19 protein-coding genes and 1 pseudogene are annotated in these 19,720 nt (G+C 71.1%); 10 read left to right on the top strand and 10 right to left on the bottom strand.

Translation table 11 applies throughout. From position 1 onward, the window contains the following. Window positions 1-11 precede the first annotated feature (11 nt). From folP to H7694_RS02205, 5 genes are all read right to left on the bottom strand, one after another. On the bottom strand, window positions 12-890 hold the full coding sequence (folP, locus tag H7694_RS02225; protein WP_193599032.1) for a dihydropteroate synthase: 879 nt from the start codon (window positions 888-890) through the stop codon (window positions 12-14). A 35-nt stretch (window positions 891-925) separates the two neighbouring features. Beyond that, a complete protein-coding gene (locus H7694_RS02220; RefSeq protein WP_193597934.1) occupies window positions 926-2,065 on the bottom strand; it encodes an NAD(P)/FAD-dependent oxidoreductase in 1,140 nt (379 codons plus the stop codon). Between the two features lie 46 nt (window positions 2,066-2,111). Next, entirely contained in the window at window positions 2,112-2,759 is a 648-nt protein-coding gene (gene folE / locus H7694_RS02215; RefSeq protein ID WP_319805275.1) for a GTP cyclohydrolase I, read from the bottom strand. A gap of 74 nt (window positions 2,760-2,833) precedes the next feature. Further along, window positions 2,834-3,958, bottom strand: coding sequence for a cation diffusion facilitator family transporter (locus H7694_RS02210; RefSeq protein ID WP_193597932.1), 1,125 nt, complete (start codon window positions 3,956-3,958; stop codon window positions 2,834-2,836). Beyond that, window positions 3,955-4,320 (bottom strand): ArsR/SmtB family transcription factor, encoded by a 366-nt coding sequence (locus H7694_RS02205; protein ID WP_193597931.1) that lies wholly within the window; start codon window positions 4,318-4,320, stop codon window positions 3,955-3,957. Before H7694_RS02205 ends, H7694_RS02210 begins: the two co-directional genes overlap by 4 nt. 119 nt (window positions 4,321-4,439) lie before the next feature. Between H7694_RS02205 and H7694_RS02200 the strand changes: the two genes are divergently transcribed. Beyond that, window positions 4,440-5,405, top strand: coding sequence for a formylglycine-generating enzyme family protein (locus tag H7694_RS02200; protein ID WP_193597930.1), 966 nt, complete (start codon window positions 4,440-4,442; stop codon window positions 5,403-5,405). 28 nt (window positions 5,406-5,433) lie between these two features. Here the strand turns inward: H7694_RS02200 and H7694_RS02195 are convergent, their stop codons facing one another. Further along, window positions 5,434-6,087, bottom strand: coding sequence for a hypothetical protein (locus H7694_RS02195; RefSeq protein WP_193597929.1), 654 nt, complete (start codon window positions 6,085-6,087; stop codon window positions 5,434-5,436). 193 nt (window positions 6,088-6,280) lie between these two features. Here H7694_RS02195 and H7694_RS02190 point away from each other — a divergent pair, with 193 nt between their 5' ends. Continuing rightward, complete coding sequence (locus H7694_RS02190; protein ID WP_193597928.1) at window positions 6,281-6,814, top strand: universal stress protein; 534 nt, start codon at window positions 6,281-6,283, stop codon at window positions 6,812-6,814. Here the strand turns inward: H7694_RS02190 and H7694_RS02185 are convergent. Then, window positions 6,738-7,379, bottom strand: a complete 642-nt coding sequence (locus H7694_RS02185; RefSeq protein WP_193597927.1) for a response regulator — start codon at window positions 7,377-7,379, stop codon at window positions 6,738-6,740. The two genes, H7694_RS02190 and H7694_RS02185, sit on opposite strands and share 77 nt — an antisense overlap. Before the next feature lie 190 nt (window positions 7,380-7,569). Here H7694_RS02185 and H7694_RS02180 point away from each other — a divergent pair, with 190 nt between their 5' ends. Together H7694_RS02180 and H7694_RS02175 are read left to right on the top strand one after the other, a co-directional pair. Next, on the top strand, window positions 7,570-9,234 hold the full coding sequence (locus tag H7694_RS02180) for a GAF domain-containing protein (RefSeq protein WP_193597926.1): 1,665 nt from the start codon (window positions 7,570-7,572) through the stop codon (window positions 9,232-9,234). A gap of 77 nt (window positions 9,235-9,311) precedes the next feature. Next, window positions 9,312-10,763 (top strand): MBL fold metallo-hydrolase RNA specificity domain-containing protein, encoded by a 1,452-nt coding sequence (locus tag H7694_RS02175; RefSeq protein WP_193597925.1) that lies wholly within the window; start codon window positions 9,312-9,314, stop codon window positions 10,761-10,763. Window positions 10,764-11,066: 303 nt separating this feature from the next. On the opposite strand, the gene H7694_RS02170 is transcribed toward H7694_RS02175, so the two are convergent. Next, window positions 11,067-11,306 (bottom strand): hypothetical protein, encoded by a 240-nt coding sequence (locus H7694_RS02170; RefSeq protein ID WP_193597924.1) that lies wholly within the window; start codon window positions 11,304-11,306, stop codon window positions 11,067-11,069. Between H7694_RS02170 and H7694_RS02165 the strand changes: the two genes are divergently transcribed. The 5 genes and pseudogenes from H7694_RS02165 (at window position 11,301) to hrpB (ending at window position 18,172) form a co-directional block, all read left to right on the top strand. Beyond that, the gene (locus H7694_RS02165; RefSeq protein WP_193597923.1) at window positions 11,301-11,483 is read left to right on the top strand and encodes a hypothetical protein; all 183 of its coding nucleotides are present in this window, start codon (window positions 11,301-11,303) and stop codon (window positions 11,481-11,483) included. The genes H7694_RS02170 and H7694_RS02165 overlap by 6 nt on opposite strands. 289 nt (window positions 11,484-11,772) lie before the next feature. Further along, window positions 11,773-12,210, top strand: coding sequence for a MarR family winged helix-turn-helix transcriptional regulator (locus tag H7694_RS02160; protein WP_193597922.1), 438 nt, complete (start codon window positions 11,773-11,775; stop codon window positions 12,208-12,210). Window positions 12,211-12,325: 115 nt separating this feature from the next. Next, window positions 12,326-13,672 (top strand): HNH endonuclease, encoded by a 1,347-nt coding sequence (locus H7694_RS02155; RefSeq protein ID WP_193597921.1) that lies wholly within the window; start codon window positions 12,326-12,328, stop codon window positions 13,670-13,672. Window positions 13,673-13,918: 246 nt separating this feature from the next. Beyond that, window positions 13,919-15,538, top strand: a complete 1,620-nt coding sequence (locus tag H7694_RS02150; RefSeq protein ID WP_193597920.1) for an SPFH domain-containing protein — start codon at window positions 13,919-13,921, stop codon at window positions 15,536-15,538. Window positions 15,539-15,615: 77 nt separating this feature from the next. Continuing rightward, window positions 15,616-18,172, top strand: a pseudogene (gene hrpB / locus H7694_RS02145) (ATP-dependent helicase HrpB). Window positions 18,173-18,201: 29 nt separating this feature from the next. Here the strand turns inward: hrpB and H7694_RS02140 are convergent. Continuing rightward, window positions 18,202-18,936: an ABC transporter permease gene (locus H7694_RS02140; RefSeq protein WP_193597919.1), complete on the bottom strand. Its 735-nt coding sequence runs from the start codon at window positions 18,934-18,936 to the stop codon at window positions 18,202-18,204. Continuing rightward, a complete protein-coding gene (locus H7694_RS02135; protein ID WP_319805274.1) occupies window positions 18,933-19,595 on the bottom strand; it encodes an ABC transporter ATP-binding protein in 663 nt (220 codons plus the stop codon). The genes H7694_RS02140 and H7694_RS02135 overlap by 4 nt, the downstream gene beginning before the upstream one ends. Between H7694_RS02135 and H7694_RS17840 the strand changes: the two genes are divergently transcribed. Beyond that, window positions 19,549-19,698, top strand: a complete 150-nt coding sequence (locus H7694_RS17840) for a hypothetical protein (protein WP_319805283.1) — start codon at window positions 19,549-19,551, stop codon at window positions 19,696-19,698. The genes H7694_RS02135 and H7694_RS17840 overlap by 47 nt on opposite strands. Window positions 19,699-19,720: the final 22 nt, after the last annotated feature.

Genomic DNA, 19,720 nt, shown 5'->3' with positions numbered 1-19,720 from the left:
CGTCGGTGGGATCACACATTGTTCGTGGGGTGGGTGTTGTGCTCGAGGCGCCTCGGCCGGCGCATCCCCAGGATCGCCTCGGTCATGCGCACGGCGTCGACGGTCGCGGGAATGTCGTGCATGCGCACGATCCGCGCCCCGGCGAGGATGCAGGCGGTCATGGCCGCGAGCGACCCGGCGAGCCGCTCGCCCTGGGCCCGGTCGATCGACTCGCCGATGAAGTCCTTGTTCGACACCGCGACGAGCAGCGGCGCGCCGATCGAGGCGATCTCGCCGAGGCGGCGGGTGAGCTCGAGGGTGTGCAGGGTGTTCTTGTCGAGATCGTGGCCCGGGTCGACGATGAGCCGCTCGCGCGGGATGCCGGCGGCCTCGGCCCGCGCCATGCGCTCGAGCAGGAACCGCCGCACCTCGCCGACGACGTCGTCGTAGTGCGCGGCGGGCTTCTCGGCGCGCGGGGGTCCGACGCTGTGGGTGATGACCACGTGCGCCTCGCTCGCGGCGAGCACCTCGGCCATGCGCGGGTCGCCCAGGCCGCTGGTGTCGTTGATCACCGCGGCGCCGGCGGCGATCGCGGGCTCGGCGACCGCGGCGCTGTTCGTGTCGACCGAGATCACGAGATCGGGGCGGGCGCGGGCGATGGCAGCCACCACCGGCACCACGCGCTCGATCTCGTCGGCCGTGCTCACGGCGGGCCCGCGCCCGAACGGCACGCCGCCGATGTCGACCCAGTCGGCCCCCTGATCGGCCGCGCGCAGCGCGCTCTCGACCGCACGATCGAGAGCGAAGGTGGCGCCCTTGTCGTAGAACGAGTCGGGTGTGCGGTTGATCACCGCCATCACCGCCACCTGCCGCGAGAAGTCGAACTCGCGGGCGCCGATGCGACGGAGCATCGACGCGGCGGCCACGGGTGCTGCGGGGGCTGAGGTCACCGGCTCGTCCCGACGCTGTCGCGGACGGCATCCGAGGAGTCCCAGTCGTTCGCGTGCATGGCGGCGCGCACCGTGCCGTCCTTCACCCAGTACGCGCGGAACGCCCCGCCGTGGGCGATGTCGGTGTCGCCCTCGATGTCGACGTGGTCGTACCCGTCGGGTCCGACGCTGCCGAAGTACTCCATGCCGAGATCGTACTGATCGGTGAAGAAGTACGGCAGGTGGGTGTACTGCTCGTCGCCGCCGACGAGGTTGTGCGCGGCGACCTTGCCCTGCTCGATGGCGGTGTCCCAGTGCTCGACGCGGATGCGGCGGCCCAGCACCGGATGCTGCTGCGAGGCGACGTCGCCGATGGCGTAGATGTCGGGGTCGGAGGTGCGCAGGGTCTCATCCACGAGGATGCCGTGGTCGACGGCGAGGCCGGCCCGCTCGGCGAGCTCGGTGGAGGGGATCGCGCCGATGCCGACGACCACCGTGTCGGCGGCGGCGAGCGCGGCCTCGTCGACGGACGTGCCCAGGCGCAGGTCGACGCCGTGGTGGCGGTGCAGGTCGGCGAACAGCCGGGCGATCTCTGGCCCGAGCACGGTGACCAGGGGAAGGTCGGCGACCTCGTAGACGGTGACCTCGGCACCGTGATGGCGGGCCGCGGCGGCGACCTCGAGGCCGATCCATCCGGCGCCGACGATGAGGATGTGCGCGCCGGGCTTGAGGGCTGCGAGCAGCCGGGCATTGTCCTCGACGGTGCGCAGGTACACGGGGTCTGCGACGCGGTCGGCGACGTCGAAGTGCCGTGGTTCTGCGCCCGTGGCCAGCAGCAGCTTCTCGTAGTCGTGCTCGGTGCTCTCTCCGCCGCCGACCGGCTCGGTGCGCAGGGTGTGCGCGGCCGGGTCGATCGAGATGACCTTCACACCGCGTTCGAGGCGCACCCGGTTCTCGGCGTACCAGTCCTCGTCGTGCACGCGGGCGTCGTCGACCTGCTTGGCGCCGAGCAGCACGTCCTTCGACAGCGGCGGCCGCTCGTACGGCAGGTGGTCCTCGGCGGAGTAGATGACGACGTCGCCGTCGTACCCCTTCTCTCGCAGTTCTGTGGCTGCGGTGGCGGCGGCCAGCCCGCCTCCGACGATCGCGATGGTCATCGTGTCTTCCTTCCCGAGTGGTGAGCGGACGCTGGTGGGTACCGGGTCAGCGGGTGCGGTCGGCGGCGAGCGCGAAGAACTCGGCGCGCGAGCGGGCGTCGTCGCGCAGGATGCCGCGCAGCGCCGAGGTCGTCGTCATGGCGCCGGTCGCGCGCGCGCCGCGCAGGGTCATGCAGCTGTGTGCCGCCTCGACGACGACGCCGATACCGCGCGGCTGCAGGCGGGCCGCCAGCGCGTCGGCGATCTGCACGGTCAGCCGCTCCTGGGTCTGGGGGCGTCGGGCGTAGTGATCGACCATGCGGGGGATCTTCGACAGCCCGACGACGCTGTCACCGGGTAGGTAGGCCACGTGCGCGACGCCGGTGAACGGCAGCAGGTGGTGCTCGCACAGCGAGCGCACCGGGATGTCACGGATCAACACCAGCTCGTCGTAGCCCTCGCTGTTGGCGAACGTGGTGAAGTCGAACGGCTCGGGCGAGAGCAGTTCGGCGAAGGCCTCGGCGAACCGGCGCGGGGTGCGGGCGAGATCAGGGGTGTCGGCGGCATCCGGATCGATGCCGAGCGCCTTGAGGAACAGCCGCCCGGCGTGCTCGGCCGCCACGAGGTCGACCGGCCGGGGCGCCGCCTCGATGCGCACCCGCTGCGGGGCTCGCGGTTCGAGTGCGAGTGCGTCTTCGTCGTGGACCGCTGTCATCGTCATGTCGACCTCCCGTATGCTGCTCCTTCCATCAGACACCCGGAACGTTCTAAAAGCAAGAGAGATATTTTTTAGAGAGGGTCAGCCTTGCCCGTGGTGCGCACCGCGATCACGAAGTCGTCGACGTTGGGCAGATGCGCGCGCACGCTGCGCTCGGCGGCATCGGCCGCCTCGGCGGCATCCGGATGCTGCGGATCGACGGTCACGATCGCGTCGCCCTGCAGCCGGTGGCCCACCCAGCGCAGCCGGACGCGCTCGATGCCGGTGAGCCCGCCGACGTGCTCGAGGGCGTGCTCGACCCGGTCGATGAGGTGCGGCTCGACGCCGTCGAGAAGCCGGGCGCCGATGCTGCGGACGGTTCCGATGAGCAGCACGAAGATCGCGGCCGAGATGATGAGGCCCACGATGGGGTCGGCGAGCGGGAAGCCGAGCAGCACGCCGATCCCGCCGAACACGACCGCCAGCGAGGTGAAGCCGTCGGTGCGGGCGTGCACGCCGTCGGCGACGAGGGCGGCGGAGCCGATGCGGCGTCCGACCCGGATGCGGTAGACCGCGACCGCCTCGTTGCCGGCGAAGCCGATGACACCGGCCGCGATCACCCAGCCGAGGTTGCTGAGCGGCTGGGGGTTGATGAGCCGGTCGATCGACTGCCACGCCGCGAGCACCGCCGAGAGCGCGACGACGAGCACGATGAACAGGCCCGCGAGGTCTTCTGCGCGACCGAGTCCGTAGGTGTACCGGCGCGAGGCCGCGCGGCTTCCGAGCACGAAGGCGATCCACAGCGGCACGGCCGTCAGCGCGTCGGAGAAGTTGTGGATGGTGTCGGCCAGCAGCGCGACCGAACCGCTGAACGCGACGACGACGCCCTGCAGCACGGTGGTCGCCAGCAGCACCACCAGGCTGATCTTCAGGGCGCGGATGCCGGCGCTGTCGGCCTCCATCGCGTCATCGATCGAGTCGGCGGCGTCGTGCGAGTGCGGCACGAACAGGGCGTGCAGGAACCCCTTGAACCCGGTCGGGTGCTCGTGGGAGTAGTCGTGACCATGCCCGTGGTCGTGGGGGTGATCGTGACCATGCCCGCGGTCGTGGCCGTGTTCATGGTCGCGGCGATCATGACTGTGGCCGTGCTCATGCGCCTGCGTGTGATCGTGGTCGTGGTCGCGGGTGCTGCCGCGCGCGTCGTCGTGGGCGCTCATGCGCCTGCTCGATCCTGGTGGTGGTGACGGGGGATGCCGCCGAGGGAGTGCTCGGCCTGGAAGATGGCGGAGGCGACGAGCTCTGACGCGTGCTCGTTCTCGAGCCGGTAGAAGACCCGCTGGCCGTCCTGCCTGGTCGCGACGATCCGCGCGAGGCGCAGCTTCGCGAGGTGCTGCGAGACCGCGGCCGGCGACTTGTCGACGATGTCGGCGAGGTGGTTCACCGAGAGCTCCTCGGCGTCCTGCAGGGCGAGGATGATGCGCACGCGGGTCGCGTCGGCCAGCATCCCGAACACCTCCACCGCCAGTTCGATGAACGAGCTGTCGGGCGTGTAGCCACATCTCTGCTTATCTGCACTCATACGCAGATACTAATACAGTGGCTCACCGCACTTCATCCCCGTGGCTGGGGCGCCGACGCGCGCCGATAGACTGACGCCACCCGCGTCGTGCCCGATCCGGCGCGGACACGGAGGGATCGATGACCGACCACCCCGCAGGCTCCTGCACGTGCGGCACGCCCAGCCGCGGCGCCTTCCTCGCCGCCCCGGCATCCGCGATCCCGCTCCTGGCGGGCGGCGCATCCGGCTCGAAGCACCTCATCCCGCAGGCGCGGATCCCGGCCGGCTCGTTCACCATGGGAGATTCCTCGGGCGACGAGAATCGCGGCGACGGAGAGACCCCACGGCACCGGGTGACCCTCGAGGCGTTCTCGATCGACACCACGTCGGTCACCAACCGCGCCTTCCGCGCGTTCGTCGACGACACCGGCTATCTCACCGAGGCCGAGACGTTCGGCTACTCGGCGGTGTTCCACCTCGCGGTGCAGGCCGACGACGACATGATCATGGGCCCCGCGGCGGGCACGCCGTGGTGGTACGGGGTGCGCGGCGCCGACTGGCGGCATCCGGGTGGTCCGGATTCGGTCATCGAGGGACTCGACGACCATCCGGCCGTGCACATCAGCTGGAACGATGCGCAGGCGTACTGCGAATGGGCCGGGCGCCGGCTGCCCACCGAGGCCGAGTGGGAGTACGCCTCGCGCGGCGGCCTGGAAGACGCGAAGTACCCGTGGGGCGATGAGGAGCCCGACGTGGACGGCTGGCGCGTGAACATCTGGCAGGGCGAGTTCCCCACCCGCAACACCCGCGAGGACGGCTGGCTCACCACCGCGCCCGTCGAGACCTTCCAGCCCAACGGCTACGGCCTGTGGCAGACCGTGGGGAACGTGTGGGAGTGGTGCAGCGACTGGTACTCCCCCACCACCTACACGCCCGAGGCGGCGGTGGCGCCGATCGGTCCCCAGCACGGCAGTGCGCGGGTGCTGCGCGGCGGCAGCTACCTGTGCCACCACTCCTACTGCAACCGGTACCGCAACTCGGCCCGCTCGCAGAACACCCCCGACTCGTCGATGGGCAACGCCGGGTTCCGCACCGTCGCCCGCTGATCCGCTCGGCGCAGGCGCGGCGCCGTACTCAGCCCAGCGACAGCAGCGACTTGGCGACCTCGATCGCCGCATCCGCATCGAGCGCCGGCAGGTCGCCCCACTGCCCGCCGGTCACCGTGAGCTCGACGCCCGGAACGTCGACCGATGTCGTCGCGGCGGCTGCCACAGAGGTCTGCACGTCCATCGTGTAGGCGACTCCCCCGGCACGCTCGATCGCCGCATCCGGGATGATGACCAGCCCGCCCCGCTCGAGATCGTCGGCATCCGCCGCGAGCTCGGTGGTTCCCGTGGGCTCGATCATCACCTCGACCGACGCGATCTGCGACAGGTCGGTGATGCCCTCCGGCGACTCCCAGGTGCAGTACACGCCCCACTCGTCGACGATGCTGTCCTCGTGCAGCTCCAGTCCCTCGATGAAGGGCGCCACGTGGGCGGCGACGTCGTCGCAACCGGTGATGCGATCGAAGACGGCGGTCATCTCGGAGTCGGCGGTCTCGGGTGCGTCGCCCGCGCCGGCCGCCGGCTCGCGCGCGGCCGCCTCGATGCCGTCGACCGCGGTCTGGGCGGGAGTGCAGGCGACGAGGGTGATGGCGGTGACGAGCGGCAGCAGCGCACCGAGCACTCCTGCACCGGGAAGGCGGATGCGGCGGCTCGACGCTGCGGAAGCCTCGGGCGTGGTCATGGACAGCACTCCGTTCTCTCGTCGTTCGCGTCGTTCGCGACGGCGGCGATGGTGCCGTGTGCCTGGCATCCCCCCATGCGCCGTCCCCACCCTATGGGAGGGGCCGGACGTGCGTCCGCCCTGCGGGACGGATCGTCACCGGGGTGTGACCTTCGTCCCGGACACGTGTCCTGCCAGCCGTCAGGGTGGGCGTATGGCCAGCTCTGCGAAGGCTCCCGTCCTCGTCGGCGTGGACGGCTCGGACTCCTCTCTCGGCGCGTTGCGCTACGCGACCCGGCTGGCGACGGCGCTGGGTGCGCCGTTGCGCGTCGTCACCACCTGGGAGTACCCGCCGCTGGTGGATGTGATGTCTTCGGCCGAGTGGTCACCCGAGGCGGATGCCGCGATGATCCTCGAGTCCTCTCTCAACACGGTCTTCGCGGGCGAGCCTCCGGAGGACATGACGACGGCCGTGCTGCCGGGGCCGGCATCCCCTGCCCTGATCGATGAGAGCGGGGGTGCCGAGATGCTCGTGCTCGGCAATCGCGGACGCGGCGGGTTCGCCAGCCTGCTGCTCGGATCGGTCAGCTCGGCCTGCGTGACGCACGCGCACTGCCCGGTCGTCGTCGTGCATCGCACCTCTGGGGGGCCGCCGACGGGCAGCGGCGCGATTAGCCGCTGCCGCCGCGCGCCCGTTCCACCTCGAACACCGCCGCCTGGGTGCGGTGGTCCAGGCCCAGTTTGCTGAGCAGACCCGACACGTAGTTCTTCACGGTCTTCTCGGCCAGGCCCAGGCGCTCGCCGATCTGCCTGTTCGTCAGCCCGTCGGCGATCAGGGCGAGGATCTGCCGCTCGCGCAGCCCCAGCGAACCGAATCGAGGGTCCTCCTGGGTGGCATCGCGCATGCGCTGCACGGCGGCCCGCTCGGCCTGGGCGTGCAGCAGCCGTCCGCCCGATGCGACCCTGCGGATCGCGTCGATCAGCTCCGCGGCGCGGACGCTCTTGAGCAGATACCCGGAGGCGCCGGCGACAACGGCGGCGAACATCGCGTCATCGTCGTCGTAGGCGGTGAGGATGAGGCAGTTCACCTCGGGCTGCGACTGGCGGATCTGCCGGCACAGATCGATGCCGTTGCCGTCCGGAAGCCGCAGGTCGAGCACCGCCACGTCGGGTTCGGTCGCGGCGATCCGGTGCACGGCATCCGCGACGTTCGACGCCTCGCCGATCACGCGCAGGCCCTCCTGCGAGTCGATGGCGGCCGCCAGGCCCTGCCGGACGATCTCGTGGTCGTCGACGAGGAACACGGTGCTCATGGAATCCTCCGCTCGTTCAGAGTCGCGCGCCGCCGGCATCCGGATCGCGCACGCACGGACCGTCACCGCCATCCTCCCGCACAGGCACGGCGGACCGCACCTGCTCACAGTGCACGCACGTGACGCAGATCACCGGGCACAAAGTCCCGCCCACCGGGTAAAATTCCCTCACAGACGGCTGGGGAGCCCCATGGAAGATGACCTGCTGCGGTTTCCGGATGTGCCCCGACTCGAGCTCGAGCGGACCATCGCGGAGCTGATGGCGCGCGCGCAGCGCGTGCTCACCGCTCAAGGGCGGCTGCGCAGCCTGCTCACCGCCACGCGCGCCGTGAACGAGGACCTCGACCTCGACCAGGTGCTGGTGCGGATCGTCGATGCCGCCATCGAACTCGTCGGCGCACGTTACGGCGCCCTGGGCGTGTTCGACGAGGAGGGCCGCCTGGAGCGCTTCCTGCACGCCGGCATCAGCACGGAGGATGCGGAGCGGATCGGTCCGCTGCCGCAGGGCCGCGGCCTGCTGGGAGCGGTGATCGAGACGGGAGAGACCATCCGGATCCCCGACATCGCGGACGATCCGCGTTCGGTCGGCTTCCCCGCGCACCATCCCGAGATGAAGGCGTTCCTCGGGGTGCCGATCCGCCTGCGCGATCGGACCACCGGCAACCTCTACCTGACCGATCCCGAGAACTCGGCTTTCTCGGCCGAGGATCAGGAGATCATCGAGGCACTCGCCACTACGGCTGGTGTCGCGATCGAGAACGCCCGTCTGTACGCCGAGGCGCGGCGCCGCGAGCAGCTGCGCGCGGCTCTCGCCGACGTCACCGCGACGCTGCTCTCCGCTGAAGGCGATGCGCTGCGCGTGGTCGCGGAGGGCGTCGCCGCGGTCATCCCCGCCGAGCTCGTCGCGATCATCACCCCGGACGAGGACGAACAGCTGCGCATCGACATCGCCCTGGGCGACGGCGCGGAGGTCATCGAGGGCAGTCACTATCCCGCCGCCGGCGCCCTCGCCGCCCGCGCGATCGACGAGGGCAGGCCGGTCACCGGCCGGTTGCCGGATCCGGACGAGGTGGTGCTGCGGCCGTTCGGGCACACGGTGGCGGTGCCGCTGGTGACCGCGGGGGATGCCGTCGGCGCGCTGTGCGTTTCGCGGCGCAGCGAGAGCTATACGGCCACCGAGCTCAGGACCGTCTCGGAGTTCGCGTCGCAGGCGGGCATCGCGATCTCGCTCGCCCGTGCGCGCGAGCAGCGGCAGCAGATGGGCATCATCGAGGACCGCGGCCGCATCGCCCGCGACCTTCACGACCATGTCATCCAGCGGCTGTTCGCGACGGCGCTGGGGCTGCAGGGATTCGCATCCGAGCACCCCGAGCACGCGGCGACCCTGGAGCATCACGTCGAAGCGCTCGACGGGGCGATCGCCGACATCCGCACCGCCATCTTCGCCCTGCGCAGCCATGACGCCTCGGATCGCGGACTGCGGCACCGCGTGCTCGGCGTCGTCTCGGAGTTCACTCCGCTGCCGCGGGTGTCGTTCTCGGGCCCGGTCGACCTCGCGGTCGCCGGAGACCTGGCCGACGACGTCGTCGCCGTCGTGCGGGAGTCGCTCGCGAACATCAGCAGGCACGCCCATGCCACGGCATCCGCTGTGTCCCTCGGGGTGACCGATGAGGACGTCAGCGTCGTCGTCGAGGACGACGGCGTGGGGCTGCCGGAGCGGATGACCCGCAGCGGAACCGCGAACCTCGCCACGCGCGCCGCCCGGCGCGGCGGGGACTACTCACTCGAGCCGCAGCCCGACGGCGGAACCCGGGTGCGTTGGTGCGCACCGCTCGATCCCGTCGCCGCCGGGTGATCGCGGGCGTGCCCCGAACATCGACCGGATGACGAAGGTCCCGCTCCGCACGGTCGCGGCGGAGTTGTCTGATGGGTATGAGTGTGACGCTGAGCTTCCTCGGGGCGGCCGACACCGTCACCGGATCCCGCTATCTGATCGACAGCGGGCGGACCAGGATCCTCGTCGACTGCGGGCTGTTCCAGGGGTACAAGGTGCTGCGCGAGCGCAACCGGATGCCGTTCCCGGTGCCGCCGGCGAGCATCGACGCGGTCGTGGTGACCCATGCGCACCTGGACCACACCGGCTACCTGCCCGCACTGGTGCGCGACGGCTTCCGCGGCACGATCCACAGCACCGAGGGCACCGCCAGGCTCAGCGGCCTGATCCTGCCCGACAGCGGCCGGCTGCTCGAGGAGCAGGCGGCCTATGCCGCGCGGAGCCGCAGCTCGCGGCATGCGGATCCCCGTCCGCTGTACACCGAACGCGACGCCAGGAACGCTCTCGACCGATTCCAGACGCACCCCTTCGACGAGAGCTTCGGCACCGGCCTGGGCGCCGGCGACATCACGGCATCCCTCATCCCCGCCGGGCACATCCTGGGCGCCGCGCAGGTGCGGATCGAGGTCGGCGGGGTGAGCATCCACTTCACCGGCGATCTCGGCCGGCCCGATGACCCGCTGATGCTGCCGCCGCGTCCGCTCGGGCAGACGGACGTCCTCGTCTCGGAGTCGACGTACGGCGACCGGACGCACTCGGGTGAGGACCCCTCGGATGCCCTCGCGGAGATCGTCACGAGGGTGTGCCGCCGGGGCGGCGTGGTGCTGCTGCCGGCGTTCGCCATCGGCCGGGCCGAGTCGCTGCTGCTGCATCTGAGCCGGCTGCGGACGTCGAAGCGGATCCCCGACGTGCCGGTCTTTCTGAACAGCCCGATGGCGGTCAACGGCGCCGACATCTACGCCCGCTTCCCCGAGGAGCACCGGGTCTCGGCAGAGGAGTTCCGCCGGATGTACGGACTCGCGACCCTCGTGCGCAGCGTCGAGGACTCGAAGGCGCTGAATCTGCGCGGCGGCCCCGCCATCATCATCTCCGCCAGCGGGATGGTCGAGGGCGGCCGCATCCTGCACCACATCGCCGCCTACGGGCCCGATCCGCGCAACGCGATCGTGCTGACCGGGTTCCAGGCCGGCGGCACCCGCGGGGACGCGCTGCGGCGAGGGGTACGCACGCTGCGCATCTACGGCCGGGACATCCCGGTGCTGGCGGAGGTGCGCTCGCTGGACACGATGTCGGCACACGCGGATGCCGATCAGATCATCGACTGGATGCGCACCGCACCGATCCCGCCGCGGCAGGTGTTCCTGACCCACGGCGAGCCGGCGGCAGCCGACACCCTGCGGGCACGGATCCGGCATGAGCTGGGATGGAACGCGCGCGTGCCGCGGGTAGAGGAGGAGTTCGTCGTCGTCGGGGGCGGGGACGGGGATGCCCGGGAGCGGGGGCACGAGCGGCGGGGGCGCGAGGTGTGGGCGCAGGAGGCGCCTGCGTGAGTGACGGCCCTTCGGGGACGGGTGTGTCGCAGGGATGGGTTGCTGAGCCTGTCGAAGCATCCCCACGCCCCACCCATGCCGGACACCGTGCTGACGAGCGCCCTTCGATGGGCTCAGGGGCCCAGGGGTGGCCGCTGCTGAGCCGGCAGACAGCGACCTGCCGGATCAGCAACGCTCCCCTCTCCCTCCCAGTTCCCCATCTCGATCGAGTTGCTGTCCACTCTGCGCGCGGGGCGTCCGGTAAGGACGGGACCTTCGTCCCGTGCGGGCCGCAGCATCATCCCCGGTCGCGTCCGGCCGGGCTCACAGCGCCCGCTCGCCGACCCGCAGCAGGATGTCGCGCGCATCCAGACCGTGCACCTCGTCTCGCGGTCGACCTGCACGGGGCGGTCCGCCCAGTTGCGCGTCGAAGGCGGCATCCTCCGGCCGCGTGTAGAGAGCCTGCGCATCGGTGGCCGCGACGGGACCAAACTCGTCGACAGCGTGGGAAGGCAGGTCGCGCTGGTTCGCGCCGCCCTCGATGGCGCGGACATCCCAGTGCACGGCGCACTCTGCTTCCTCGAGGCGGACTGGCCGATGATCGGCGGCAGCTTCACCGTCGACGGCATCCAAGTCCTCTGGCCGCGCCTGCTCGTGAGACGCATCAACGAGGCACAGCCCCATGATTTCGACATCACAGCGGCGCACGCCCGGATCGCCGGGAGCTTCCCGATCGCGTGAAGGCGATGAGGGTGCATCGAAGTTGACTGAATCCGCCCGATCAGCTCGGCCGAGTCGAAGACAGATTCCGAAACAGACTTTCGTGACCAAACCGTTGCATTCGTTACCTCGCCGTTATAGAGTGATCGCACGGTGAATGTTTGCTGTGGCATACACCGCATGTGATTGCAGGACACTCTTGGTGCAAGGGACAAGGGCCGGTCGGAAGCCTCTCCGACCGGCCCTGACTTGTGTCCGGCACGAGGCGGCGTGCGGCCGGGATGCGCACCCGCCCCACTAATCTGAGGGGATGACCGACCGCCAGTTGGCCCTTCAGGCCTGGGAGAGCCTGTTCCGCGCGCAGCATGAACTGCTCGGCGAGATGAGCAGTGACTTCGACGGCGCCGAGATCACCCAGGCCGAGTACGACGTGCTGCTCACGGTGACACGCGCACCCGGGATGAGCGCGCGCCTGCGCGACGTCACCGCCAACTCCCTCATCAGCCAGCCCAGCGTCTCGCGCCTGGTCGACCGGATGGTCGCCAGGCGGCTGATCACGAAGACCACCGACCCCGACGACGGGCGCGGCGCGATCGTCACCGCGACGGATGCCGGGGCACGGGCGTTCCGTTCTGTCGCCACGTCGCACGGCCGCTCGATCGCCGAGCGGATGTCGACACTCGACGACGTCGAACTTCAGCAGCTGCTGGCGCTCACAGAGAAGCTGCGCGAGCGCGATCGTACATAGATTCGGAGTTTGCTTCGGATTCTCGAAGGCGCAGGGGCCCGGAGTTCCAGCAATGTCGAAGATAAACTTCGAACATTTGTTTGACTCTCATGTGTCGCCATCGTAAGCTGGACATATGACGGATCACCTGACCCCGCTGGATGACGCGATCGAGCGTCTGCATGCGGCGTGGTCAGGCGCACTTGACGCGACGGGTCTCACACGGCAGCAGCTGATGGCGGCGAATGATGCGCTGGGGGCAGTGCGACGCCTCACCGAGGCGCTGCAGTCGGAAGTCGCAGCGGGGATCGCCTCCGAATCGCGCTCGAGCCTCGGCCCCGACTCGCTCGCAAAGCAGCAGGGATTCCGCAATGCTTCGCAGCTGATCGCGACGACCACGGGCATGTCCACGGCAGAGGCCTCACGCCACGTGAAGGTCGGCGAGGCCACCGCGCCGCGCACCGATCTGGTGGGTGACCGCCTCCCGGCGAAGTATCCCGCGGTGCAAGCTGCGCTCTGGTCAGGGGCGCTCGGCGCCGGCACCACGGGCCTGATCATCGCGCTGCTCGACAGGGTGCGGTTCAAGATATCCGCCGAGCACCTGGCCGCCGCCGAAGAACAGCTCGTCGAGAAGGCCGCCGGACAGTCGGTCGATGACGTCCGCAAGCTGCTCACTCGTGCCGAAGCCTGGCTCGACCCCGACGGCGTCGCGCCGCGCGAAGAAGAGATCCGCGCGCAGCGCGCGGTGACGATGTTCGAGCGCGACGGTGCGTTCCACGTCAACGGCGTGCTCGACATCGAGTGCGGTGCCCCCGTTCGCGCAGCCCTCAACGCCTACGTCTCAGCGCAGTTCGCCGCCCGCAAGGACGCCATCGACCCCGATGCGCCCGACGCGGACCACCGGACGGTCGCCCAACTGCAGGCCGATGGCCTGTCCGCCATCTGCGCGCACGCCCTCGGCTGCGACAACGACGCCCCCGCCCTCGCCGGGGCCACCGTGATCGTCCGGGTGGCCGTCGACGACCTCGTCGACGGCACGGGCTACGGCACCGTCGACGGCATCGACACCCCGATCAGCATCGGCGCCGTCCGCCGCATGGCGGCATCCGGTGGCGTCATCCCGTGCGTACTCGGCACCGACAGCGAGATCCTCGACTGGGGCCGCCGCAAGCGCTTCTTCTCCACCGCACAGCGCCTCGCGCTGGCAGAACGAGACGGCGGATGCTCGATGTGCGGCCTCCCGCCCGACATGACGCGCGCCCACCACATCAGATGGTGGCAACGAGATGCCGGTCCGACCGACCTCGACAACGGCGTGCTGCTCTGCGAGTCGTGTCACCATCGCATCCACGACAACGGCTGGGACATCCGCGTCGAGGGAACCGGCGTGGCCGCACGAGTGTGGTTCATCCCGCCACCCAGCGTCGATCCATCCCGTAAACCCCGGCTGGGCGGATTGGCCAGGTACACGCTCGCCGCGTGACCGTGGGCTGCGACCCGCGGCGCGACCCGATGCCCCAGCCCCGTGCCCAAGCCCAGGGCCCAAGGCCCAAGCCCGGGGCCCGAGGCCCGAGGCCCGAGGCCCGAGGCCCGAAGCCCGAGACGTGAGCCCCGAGACGCGAGTGGCAGGGCCAGACGGGAGCGTCGGGTGCGAAAGTCGGGGGCGAAGTCGGGGGGACAGGTCTGGCATGGTGTACCTGGAACCTTATGAGGGGAAAGGGAGGTCACCATGGAGATCGCCGGAATCATCGGCATCCTGGTCATCGTCGGCATCGTCGTCGTCGGTGTCGTCATCATCGGACTCGTCCTGCTGCTGTTCGCACGCAGCTGGATCAAGGTCGCCCGCGCCGACGAGGCTCTGGTCATCTCGGGTCGCAAGCAGAAGGTGCAGCGGGCGGTCATCGCCGCCGACGGCACCACCACATCAGAGCTCGCCGAATCGCCGGTCACGGTGATCGTCAACGGCAAGTCGCTGGTCAACCCGATCACACAGCGCCACGAGATCATCTCACTGCGCTCGCGTCAGGTGTCGCTGAACGCCGAGGCGCAGTCGCTCGACAACGTCACGCTCAACGTCGACGGCGTCGCGATCGTGAAGATCGGATCCGACCCGCTGTACGTGCGCCGCGCGGCCGAACGATTCGCCTCGCAGGACAAGGCGATCGAGCAGTTCACCACTGAACAGCTCGAGGGCGCCCTGCGCGGCATCGTCGCCACTCTGTCGGTGGTCGAGCTGATGCGCGACCGCAAGAAGTTCTCCGACCAGATCGCCGCCGACGTGTCGCAGGACCTCGCCGAGCAGGGCCTGATCCTCGACTCGTTCCAGATCAAGGGCATCACCGACGCGGTCGGATACATCCGCTCGCTCGGGGCACCCGAGATCCAGGCGAAGCGGCAGGCGGCCGAGATCGCGCAGACCAACGCCGACCGCGCGATCAACCAGAAGGACATCGCCAACCAGGAGGCGAACCTGATCGAGCAGACCGCGCTCGACACCAACACCGCCAACGCCAACGCCGGCATCGGTCGTGCCCGCGCCGAGGCCGAGCAGGCCGAACAGCTCGCTCGTGCCCAGGCGGAGCAGGCCGTTCTGCAGCAGCAGGCCGAGAACAAGCAGGCCCAGCTCGACGCCGACGTCAAGCGCGTCGCCGACGCCGAGCGCTACGAGGCCGAGACCCGGGCACAGGCCGAGCTGTTCACCCGTGAGAAGGCGGCCGAGGCGGCCGCCATCGAGCAGGTCAAGCAGGCCGAGGCACGCACCCGCATCGCCGAGCAGCAGGCGCAGGCCGACAAGGCCCGCGCCGCCGGTGAGGCCGCGGCGGCCGAGGCCCTCGCCACCGGTGAGGCCAACGCGCTGCGCGCCCAGGCCGAGGCAGAGGCCGAGGCCCGCCGCCTGCGCGCCAACGCCGAAGCGGACGCCATCCGCGCCGAGGGAGAGGCGCGTGCGGCAGCCGTCGAGGCCGAAGCGAAGGCCATCGCGTCCAACCAGGAGGCGTTCCTGTCGCAGCGCGTGCTCGAGGTTCTGCCGTCGATCATGGCCGAGTTCGCCAAGGGGTACTCGACCATCGGCAACGTCTCGATCATCGGCGGCAACGGCGAAGACGGCGCCTCCAGTGTCGTCGGCGGCGACAGCGCCCGCGCGATGCGCTCGGTGTTCGACAGCGTCAGCGCCGCCACCGGCCTCGACCTCGCTGCGATCATCCAGGGCCAGGCCGTCGGCCGCGGCTTCGGTGCCGGTGTCGCCCAGGCCACGGATGCTGCCCCCGCGGCATCCGCCTCGCCTGCGGCATCCGTCTCGACCGCCGTCGTCGAGCAGCCCATCACCATGGACGCACCCACCGCGGACTGACCGTCCGCTGACACCGGGGAGCCGTCTCGCACGCGTGCGAGGCGGCTCCTTCTGTCTGCGCACGGGAAGATGGAGGGATGCTGCCCGCCCCGTTCGACCTCGCCGCCATCGGCGACGGCCTGGCGTTCGCGGCCGCCCTCGACGACCTCCGCGCGGCGCTCGATCGCAGCACCTCTGCCGTCGTGAGCGCCCCGCCCGGCACCGGCAAGACCACGCTCGTGCCGCCGCTGCTGGCATCCCGCTCCCCCGGCCGCGTCATCGTCACCCAGCCCCGCCGGGTCGCCGCCCGCGCCGCGGCCCGGCGACTCGCGCAGCTCGACGGGAGCGCGCTCGGCACCCGCGTCGGCTTCACGGTCCGCGGCGAGCGCCAGGTCAGCGCCGAGACGCGCATCGAGTTCGTCACGGCGGGGGTGCTGCTGCGCCGGATGCTGGATGACCCCGGACTCGAGGGTGTCGACGCGGTCGTCATCGACGAGGTGCACGAGCGGGCGCTCGAGACCGACCTGCTGATCGGGCTGCTCGGCGAGGCGCGCCAACTGCGCGACGGCCTCACCCTGGTGGCCATGTCGGCGACCCTCGACGCGGCGAGGATCGCGCAGGTCATCGGCGACGACGGCTCCCCCGCCCCGATCGTCGAGCACACCGTGCCCGCGCATCCGCTCACCGAACTCTGGGCGCCGAGCCCGACGCCGCGGCTCGACGAGCGCGGCGTCACCCGCGACTTCCTCGACCACGTGGCGCGCACGGCGGCATCCGCTGCTCGCGACCTGACCCGTGACGACCCGTCGGCGGACGTGCTGATCTTCGCGCCCGGCGCGTACGAGGTCACCGAGATCGCACGCCGGCTGCGCGAACGCGCATCAGGGTTCGACGTGCGGGAGCTGCACGGGCAGATCCCGGCAACCGAGCAGGATGCCGTCATCCGCGGCCGCCGAGCCGGCGACTCACCACGCATCATCGTGAGCACATCACTCGCCGAATCGTCGCTCACCGTGCCGGGCGTGCGGGTGGTCGTCGACACGTGCCTGTCACGGCATCCGCAACGCGACGCGGGGCGGGGCATGACCGGACTCGTCACCTCAGGGTCTCCGCGCGCGTCTGCCGTGCAGCGCGCGGGGCGCGCCACCCGTCAGGGCTCTGGCACCGTCATCCGCTGCATCGACGAGCGCACCTTCGCGGCGGCTCCCGCGCGGTCGGCGCCCGAGATCGCGACGACCGACCTCACGGACGCCGCACTGCTGCTCGCCTGCTGGGGTGCGCCCGGTGGTGCGGGGCTGCGGCTGATCGACCCGCTGCCCGCCGATGCGCTGCGGGACGCCACCACCGTGCTGCGCGGTCTCGGCGCCATCGACGGCGATGGCCGGGCCACCGACGAGGGCCGGGCGCTCGCCCGCATCCCCGCCGACCCGCGCCTCGCGCGGGCGCTGCGCGACGGCGCCCCGCTGGTCGGCATCCGACTGGCTGCCGAGGTGGTCGCGCTGCTCTCCGGAGACATCCGTATCCCCGGCGCAGACGCCGCCGACGCCGTGGTCGCACTGCGGAACCGCCGCGATCCGGAGGCGCAGCGCTGGGTGCGCGACGTCGCGCGCTTCAGCCGGTACGTCCGCACCCAGGAGTCCCGGCGCGGCGGTTCCGACGATGTCGGGCTGGTGATCGCCCACGCGTTCCCGGAGCGCATCGCCCGCCGCGTCGACCGGTCGGCCGACGGCGCGACGTTCCTACTGGCATCAGGAACCCGGGCGGGGGTGCGCGGGGCGCTGGCGGATGCCGAATGGCTGGCCGTCGCCGACGTCGCCCGGGCATCCGGCCGCGCCGCGGCGGGCTCGGGTGCGGTGATCCGCTCGGCCGCGGTGATCTCCGAGGCCCAGGTCGAGCAGGCGGCGAGCCACCTGCTGACCGACCGGGTCGAGGCGGAGTTCGTCTCGGGGCGGGTGTCAGCCCGCCGCGAACGCCGCGTGGGCGCGATCGTGCGCTCATCCGTACCGGTGCGCGCCACCGCCGACGAGGGTCACGACGCGGTGCGACGGGCACTGCAGGCGGAGGGCCTGGGAGTGTTCACCTGGTCGGATGCCGCCGATGACCTGCGCCGCCGGCTCGCGCTGCTGCATCGCGAGCTGGGTGAGCCCTGGCCGGATGTGTCGGATGCCGCACTGCTCGACGGGCTCGACAGCTGGCTCGGCACGGAGCTCGACGCGCTGGCCTCCGGAACGCCCGCAGGCCGGATCGACCTCGCCCCGGCGCTGCGCCGGCTGCTGCCCTGGCCGTCCGCGGTCGACTTCGACGTGCTCGCTCCCGAGCGGCTGGAGGTGCCCAGCGGGTCGCGCATCCGCATCGCCTACCCGCCCGTGGATGATCCGGGCGCGCCCCCCGGTCGTCGCCGTCAAGCTGCAGGAGTGCTTCGGCTGGGCCGAGACCCCGCGGCTGGTGGCCGGCCGCGTGCCGGTGCTGTTCCACTTGCTCTCGCCCGCCGGGCGCCCGCTGGCCGTCACCGGCGACCTCGCCTCGTTCTGGGCCGGCCCGTACGCGCAGGTGCGCGCCGAGATGCGCGGCCGCTACCCGAAGCATCCGTGGCCCGAAGATCCGTGGGCGGCGACCCCGACCCGGCACACGACCAGGCGCGCTGCGCGCGACTGACGCGCGCCCGCCACCCGGACTACGGCGGGCTACGGCGTGCGGCGGCGCAGGGTGAGCGGAGCGAGCACGAGGAAGGCGAGCGCGAAGACCGCGACGATCAGCATCGGGCCGGCGGCATCCCACCCCTCGTCGCCGGCGGCGACCGCCTGGATCGCGTCGATGGCGTGACTGAGCGGCAGCCAGTGCGAGATCGCGTAGAGCACCTCGGGCATGTCCTCGCGCGGCATGAACAGCCCGCCGAGGATGATCTGCGGGAACACGAGCACGGGCATGAACTGCACGGCCTGGAACTCGGTCGACGCGAACGCGCTCGCGAGCAGCCCGAGCGACGTTCCGAGCACGGCATCCACCACGGCGACCAGGCCGAGCTGCCAGAGCGGGCCGTCGACCGTGAGACCGCAGACGTACACGGCGTACACAACGGTGATCAGCGCCTGCAGCACCGCCATCAGCCCGAACGCGAGCGCGTAGCCGGCGATGAAGTCGGCCTTGCCGAGCGGCGTGGTCATGAGCCGCTCGAGCGTGCCGGAGCGGCGCTCACGGAGCGTGGTGATCGAGGTGACGAGGAACATCACGGTGAAGGGGAACAGCGCCAGGATTGCGCCGCCGAAGATGTCGAAGACGCCCTCCTGGTCGGCGAACAGCCACGCGAAAAGGCCGATCAGCAGGCTCGGCGCGATGAGCATCAGCGCGATCGAGCGGGGGTCGTGGCGCAGCTGGTGCAGCACACGACCGGCGGTGGCGAACGTGCGGCGCGGGTTCATCGCTGCTCGTCCTTCAGCGAGCGCCGCGTCTCGCGGTGCGTTCCGATGTCGCGTTCGATGAGCGTGAGGAAGGCCGCCTCGGCATCCGCCTGTCCGGTGTCGGCGAGCAGCCGCTGCGGGATGGTGTCCGAGATGATGCGGCCGTCGCGCATCAGCAGCAGCCGGTCGCAGCGCAGCGCCTCGTCCATCACGTGGCTCGAGACGAGCATCGTCGTGCCGGCTGCGGCGAGCTCGCGGAACAGGTTCCACAGCTCGGTGCGCAGCACCGGGTCGAGTCCGACGGTCGGCTCGTCGAGCACGACCAGTTCGGGTCCGCCGAGCAGCGCGACCGCGAGCGAGACGCGATTGACCTGCCCGCCGCTGAGTGCATCCACCGACTGGCGCGCCTGCGAGGCCAGCCCCACCTGGGCGATGACGCGGTCGACGTCGGTGCGCGACGCCCCGGCGACCGACGCGAAGTAGCGCAGGTTCTCCTGCACCGTTAGGTCGGAGTACACGGCGGAGCCCTGCGTGCCGTAGGTCACCCGGTGACGCAGGGCTCGTGCGCCCGCGGGCTCGCCGAGCACGGTCACCGATCCGCCGTGGATGCGCTGGACGCCGACGATCGCGCGCATGAGCGTGGTCTTGCCGCATCCCGATGGCCCGAGCAGGCCGATCACCTGCCCGGCGGGGATGCTCACCGACAGCCCGTCGAACACGGTGCGGTGCCCGCGCCGCACCGTCAGCCCGTCGACCACCACCGCGGCATCCGTCATGCGTTGATCATTCAACCGCGCCCGGATGC

The organism is Microbacterium sp. YJN-G (assembly GCF_015040615.1).
Taxonomy (GTDB): Bacteria; Actinomycetota; Actinomycetes; order Actinomycetales; family Microbacteriaceae; genus Microbacterium.
The sequence above is the reverse complement of the archived record's forward strand: the minus strand, read 5'-3'. Positions and strand labels throughout refer to the sequence as shown.

Excerpts from the sequence above, each read along its gene's own strand:
- H7694_RS02195 (WP_193597929.1), bottom strand. The coding sequence starts at position 6,087 with ATGACCACGCCCGAGGCTTCCGCAGCGTCGAGCCGCCGCATCCGCCTT.
- H7694_RS02190 (WP_193597928.1), top strand. The coding sequence starts at position 6,281 with ATGGCCAGCTCTGCGAAGGCTCCCGTCCTCGTCGGCGTGGACGGCTCG.
- H7694_RS02220 (WP_193597934.1), bottom strand. The coding sequence starts at position 2,065 with ATGACCATCGCGATCGTCGGAGGCGGGCTGGCCGCCGCCACCGCAGCC.
- H7694_RS02180 (WP_193597926.1), top strand. The coding sequence starts at position 7,570 with ATGGAAGATGACCTGCTGCGGTTTCCGGATGTGCCCCGACTCGAGCTC.
- H7694_RS02175 (WP_193597925.1), top strand. The coding sequence starts at position 9,312 with ATGAGTGTGACGCTGAGCTTCCTCGGGGCGGCCGACACCGTCACCGGA.
- H7694_RS02155 (WP_193597921.1), top strand. The coding sequence starts at position 12,326 with ATGACGGATCACCTGACCCCGCTGGATGACGCGATCGAGCGTCTGCAT.
- folP (WP_193599032.1), bottom strand. The coding sequence starts at position 890 with ATGCTCCGTCGCATCGGCGCCCGCGAGTTCGACTTCTCGCGGCAGGTG.
- H7694_RS02185 (WP_193597927.1), bottom strand. The coding sequence starts at position 7,379 with ATGAGCACCGTGTTCCTCGTCGACGACCACGAGATCGTCCGGCAGGGC.
- H7694_RS02150 (WP_193597920.1), top strand. The coding sequence starts at position 13,919 with ATGGAGATCGCCGGAATCATCGGCATCCTGGTCATCGTCGGCATCGTC.
- H7694_RS17840 (WP_319805283.1), top strand. The coding sequence starts at position 19,549 with ATGAGCGTGGTCTTGCCGCATCCCGATGGCCCGAGCAGGCCGATCACC.
- H7694_RS02160 (WP_193597922.1), top strand. The coding sequence starts at position 11,773 with ATGACCGACCGCCAGTTGGCCCTTCAGGCCTGGGAGAGCCTGTTCCGC.
- H7694_RS02200 (WP_193597930.1), top strand. The coding sequence starts at position 4,440 with ATGACCGACCACCCCGCAGGCTCCTGCACGTGCGGCACGCCCAGCCGC.
- H7694_RS02210 (WP_193597932.1), bottom strand. The coding sequence starts at position 3,958 with ATGAGCGCCCACGACGACGCGCGCGGCAGCACCCGCGACCACGACCAC.
- H7694_RS02140 (WP_193597919.1), bottom strand. The coding sequence starts at position 18,936 with ATGAACCCGCGCCGCACGTTCGCCACCGCCGGTCGTGTGCTGCACCAG.
- folE (WP_319805275.1), bottom strand. The coding sequence starts at position 2,759 with ATGACAGCGGTCCACGACGAAGACGCACTCGCACTCGAACCGCGAGCC.
- H7694_RS02205 (WP_193597931.1), bottom strand. The coding sequence starts at position 4,320 with ATGAGTGCAGATAAGCAGAGATGTGGCTACACGCCCGACAGCTCGTTC.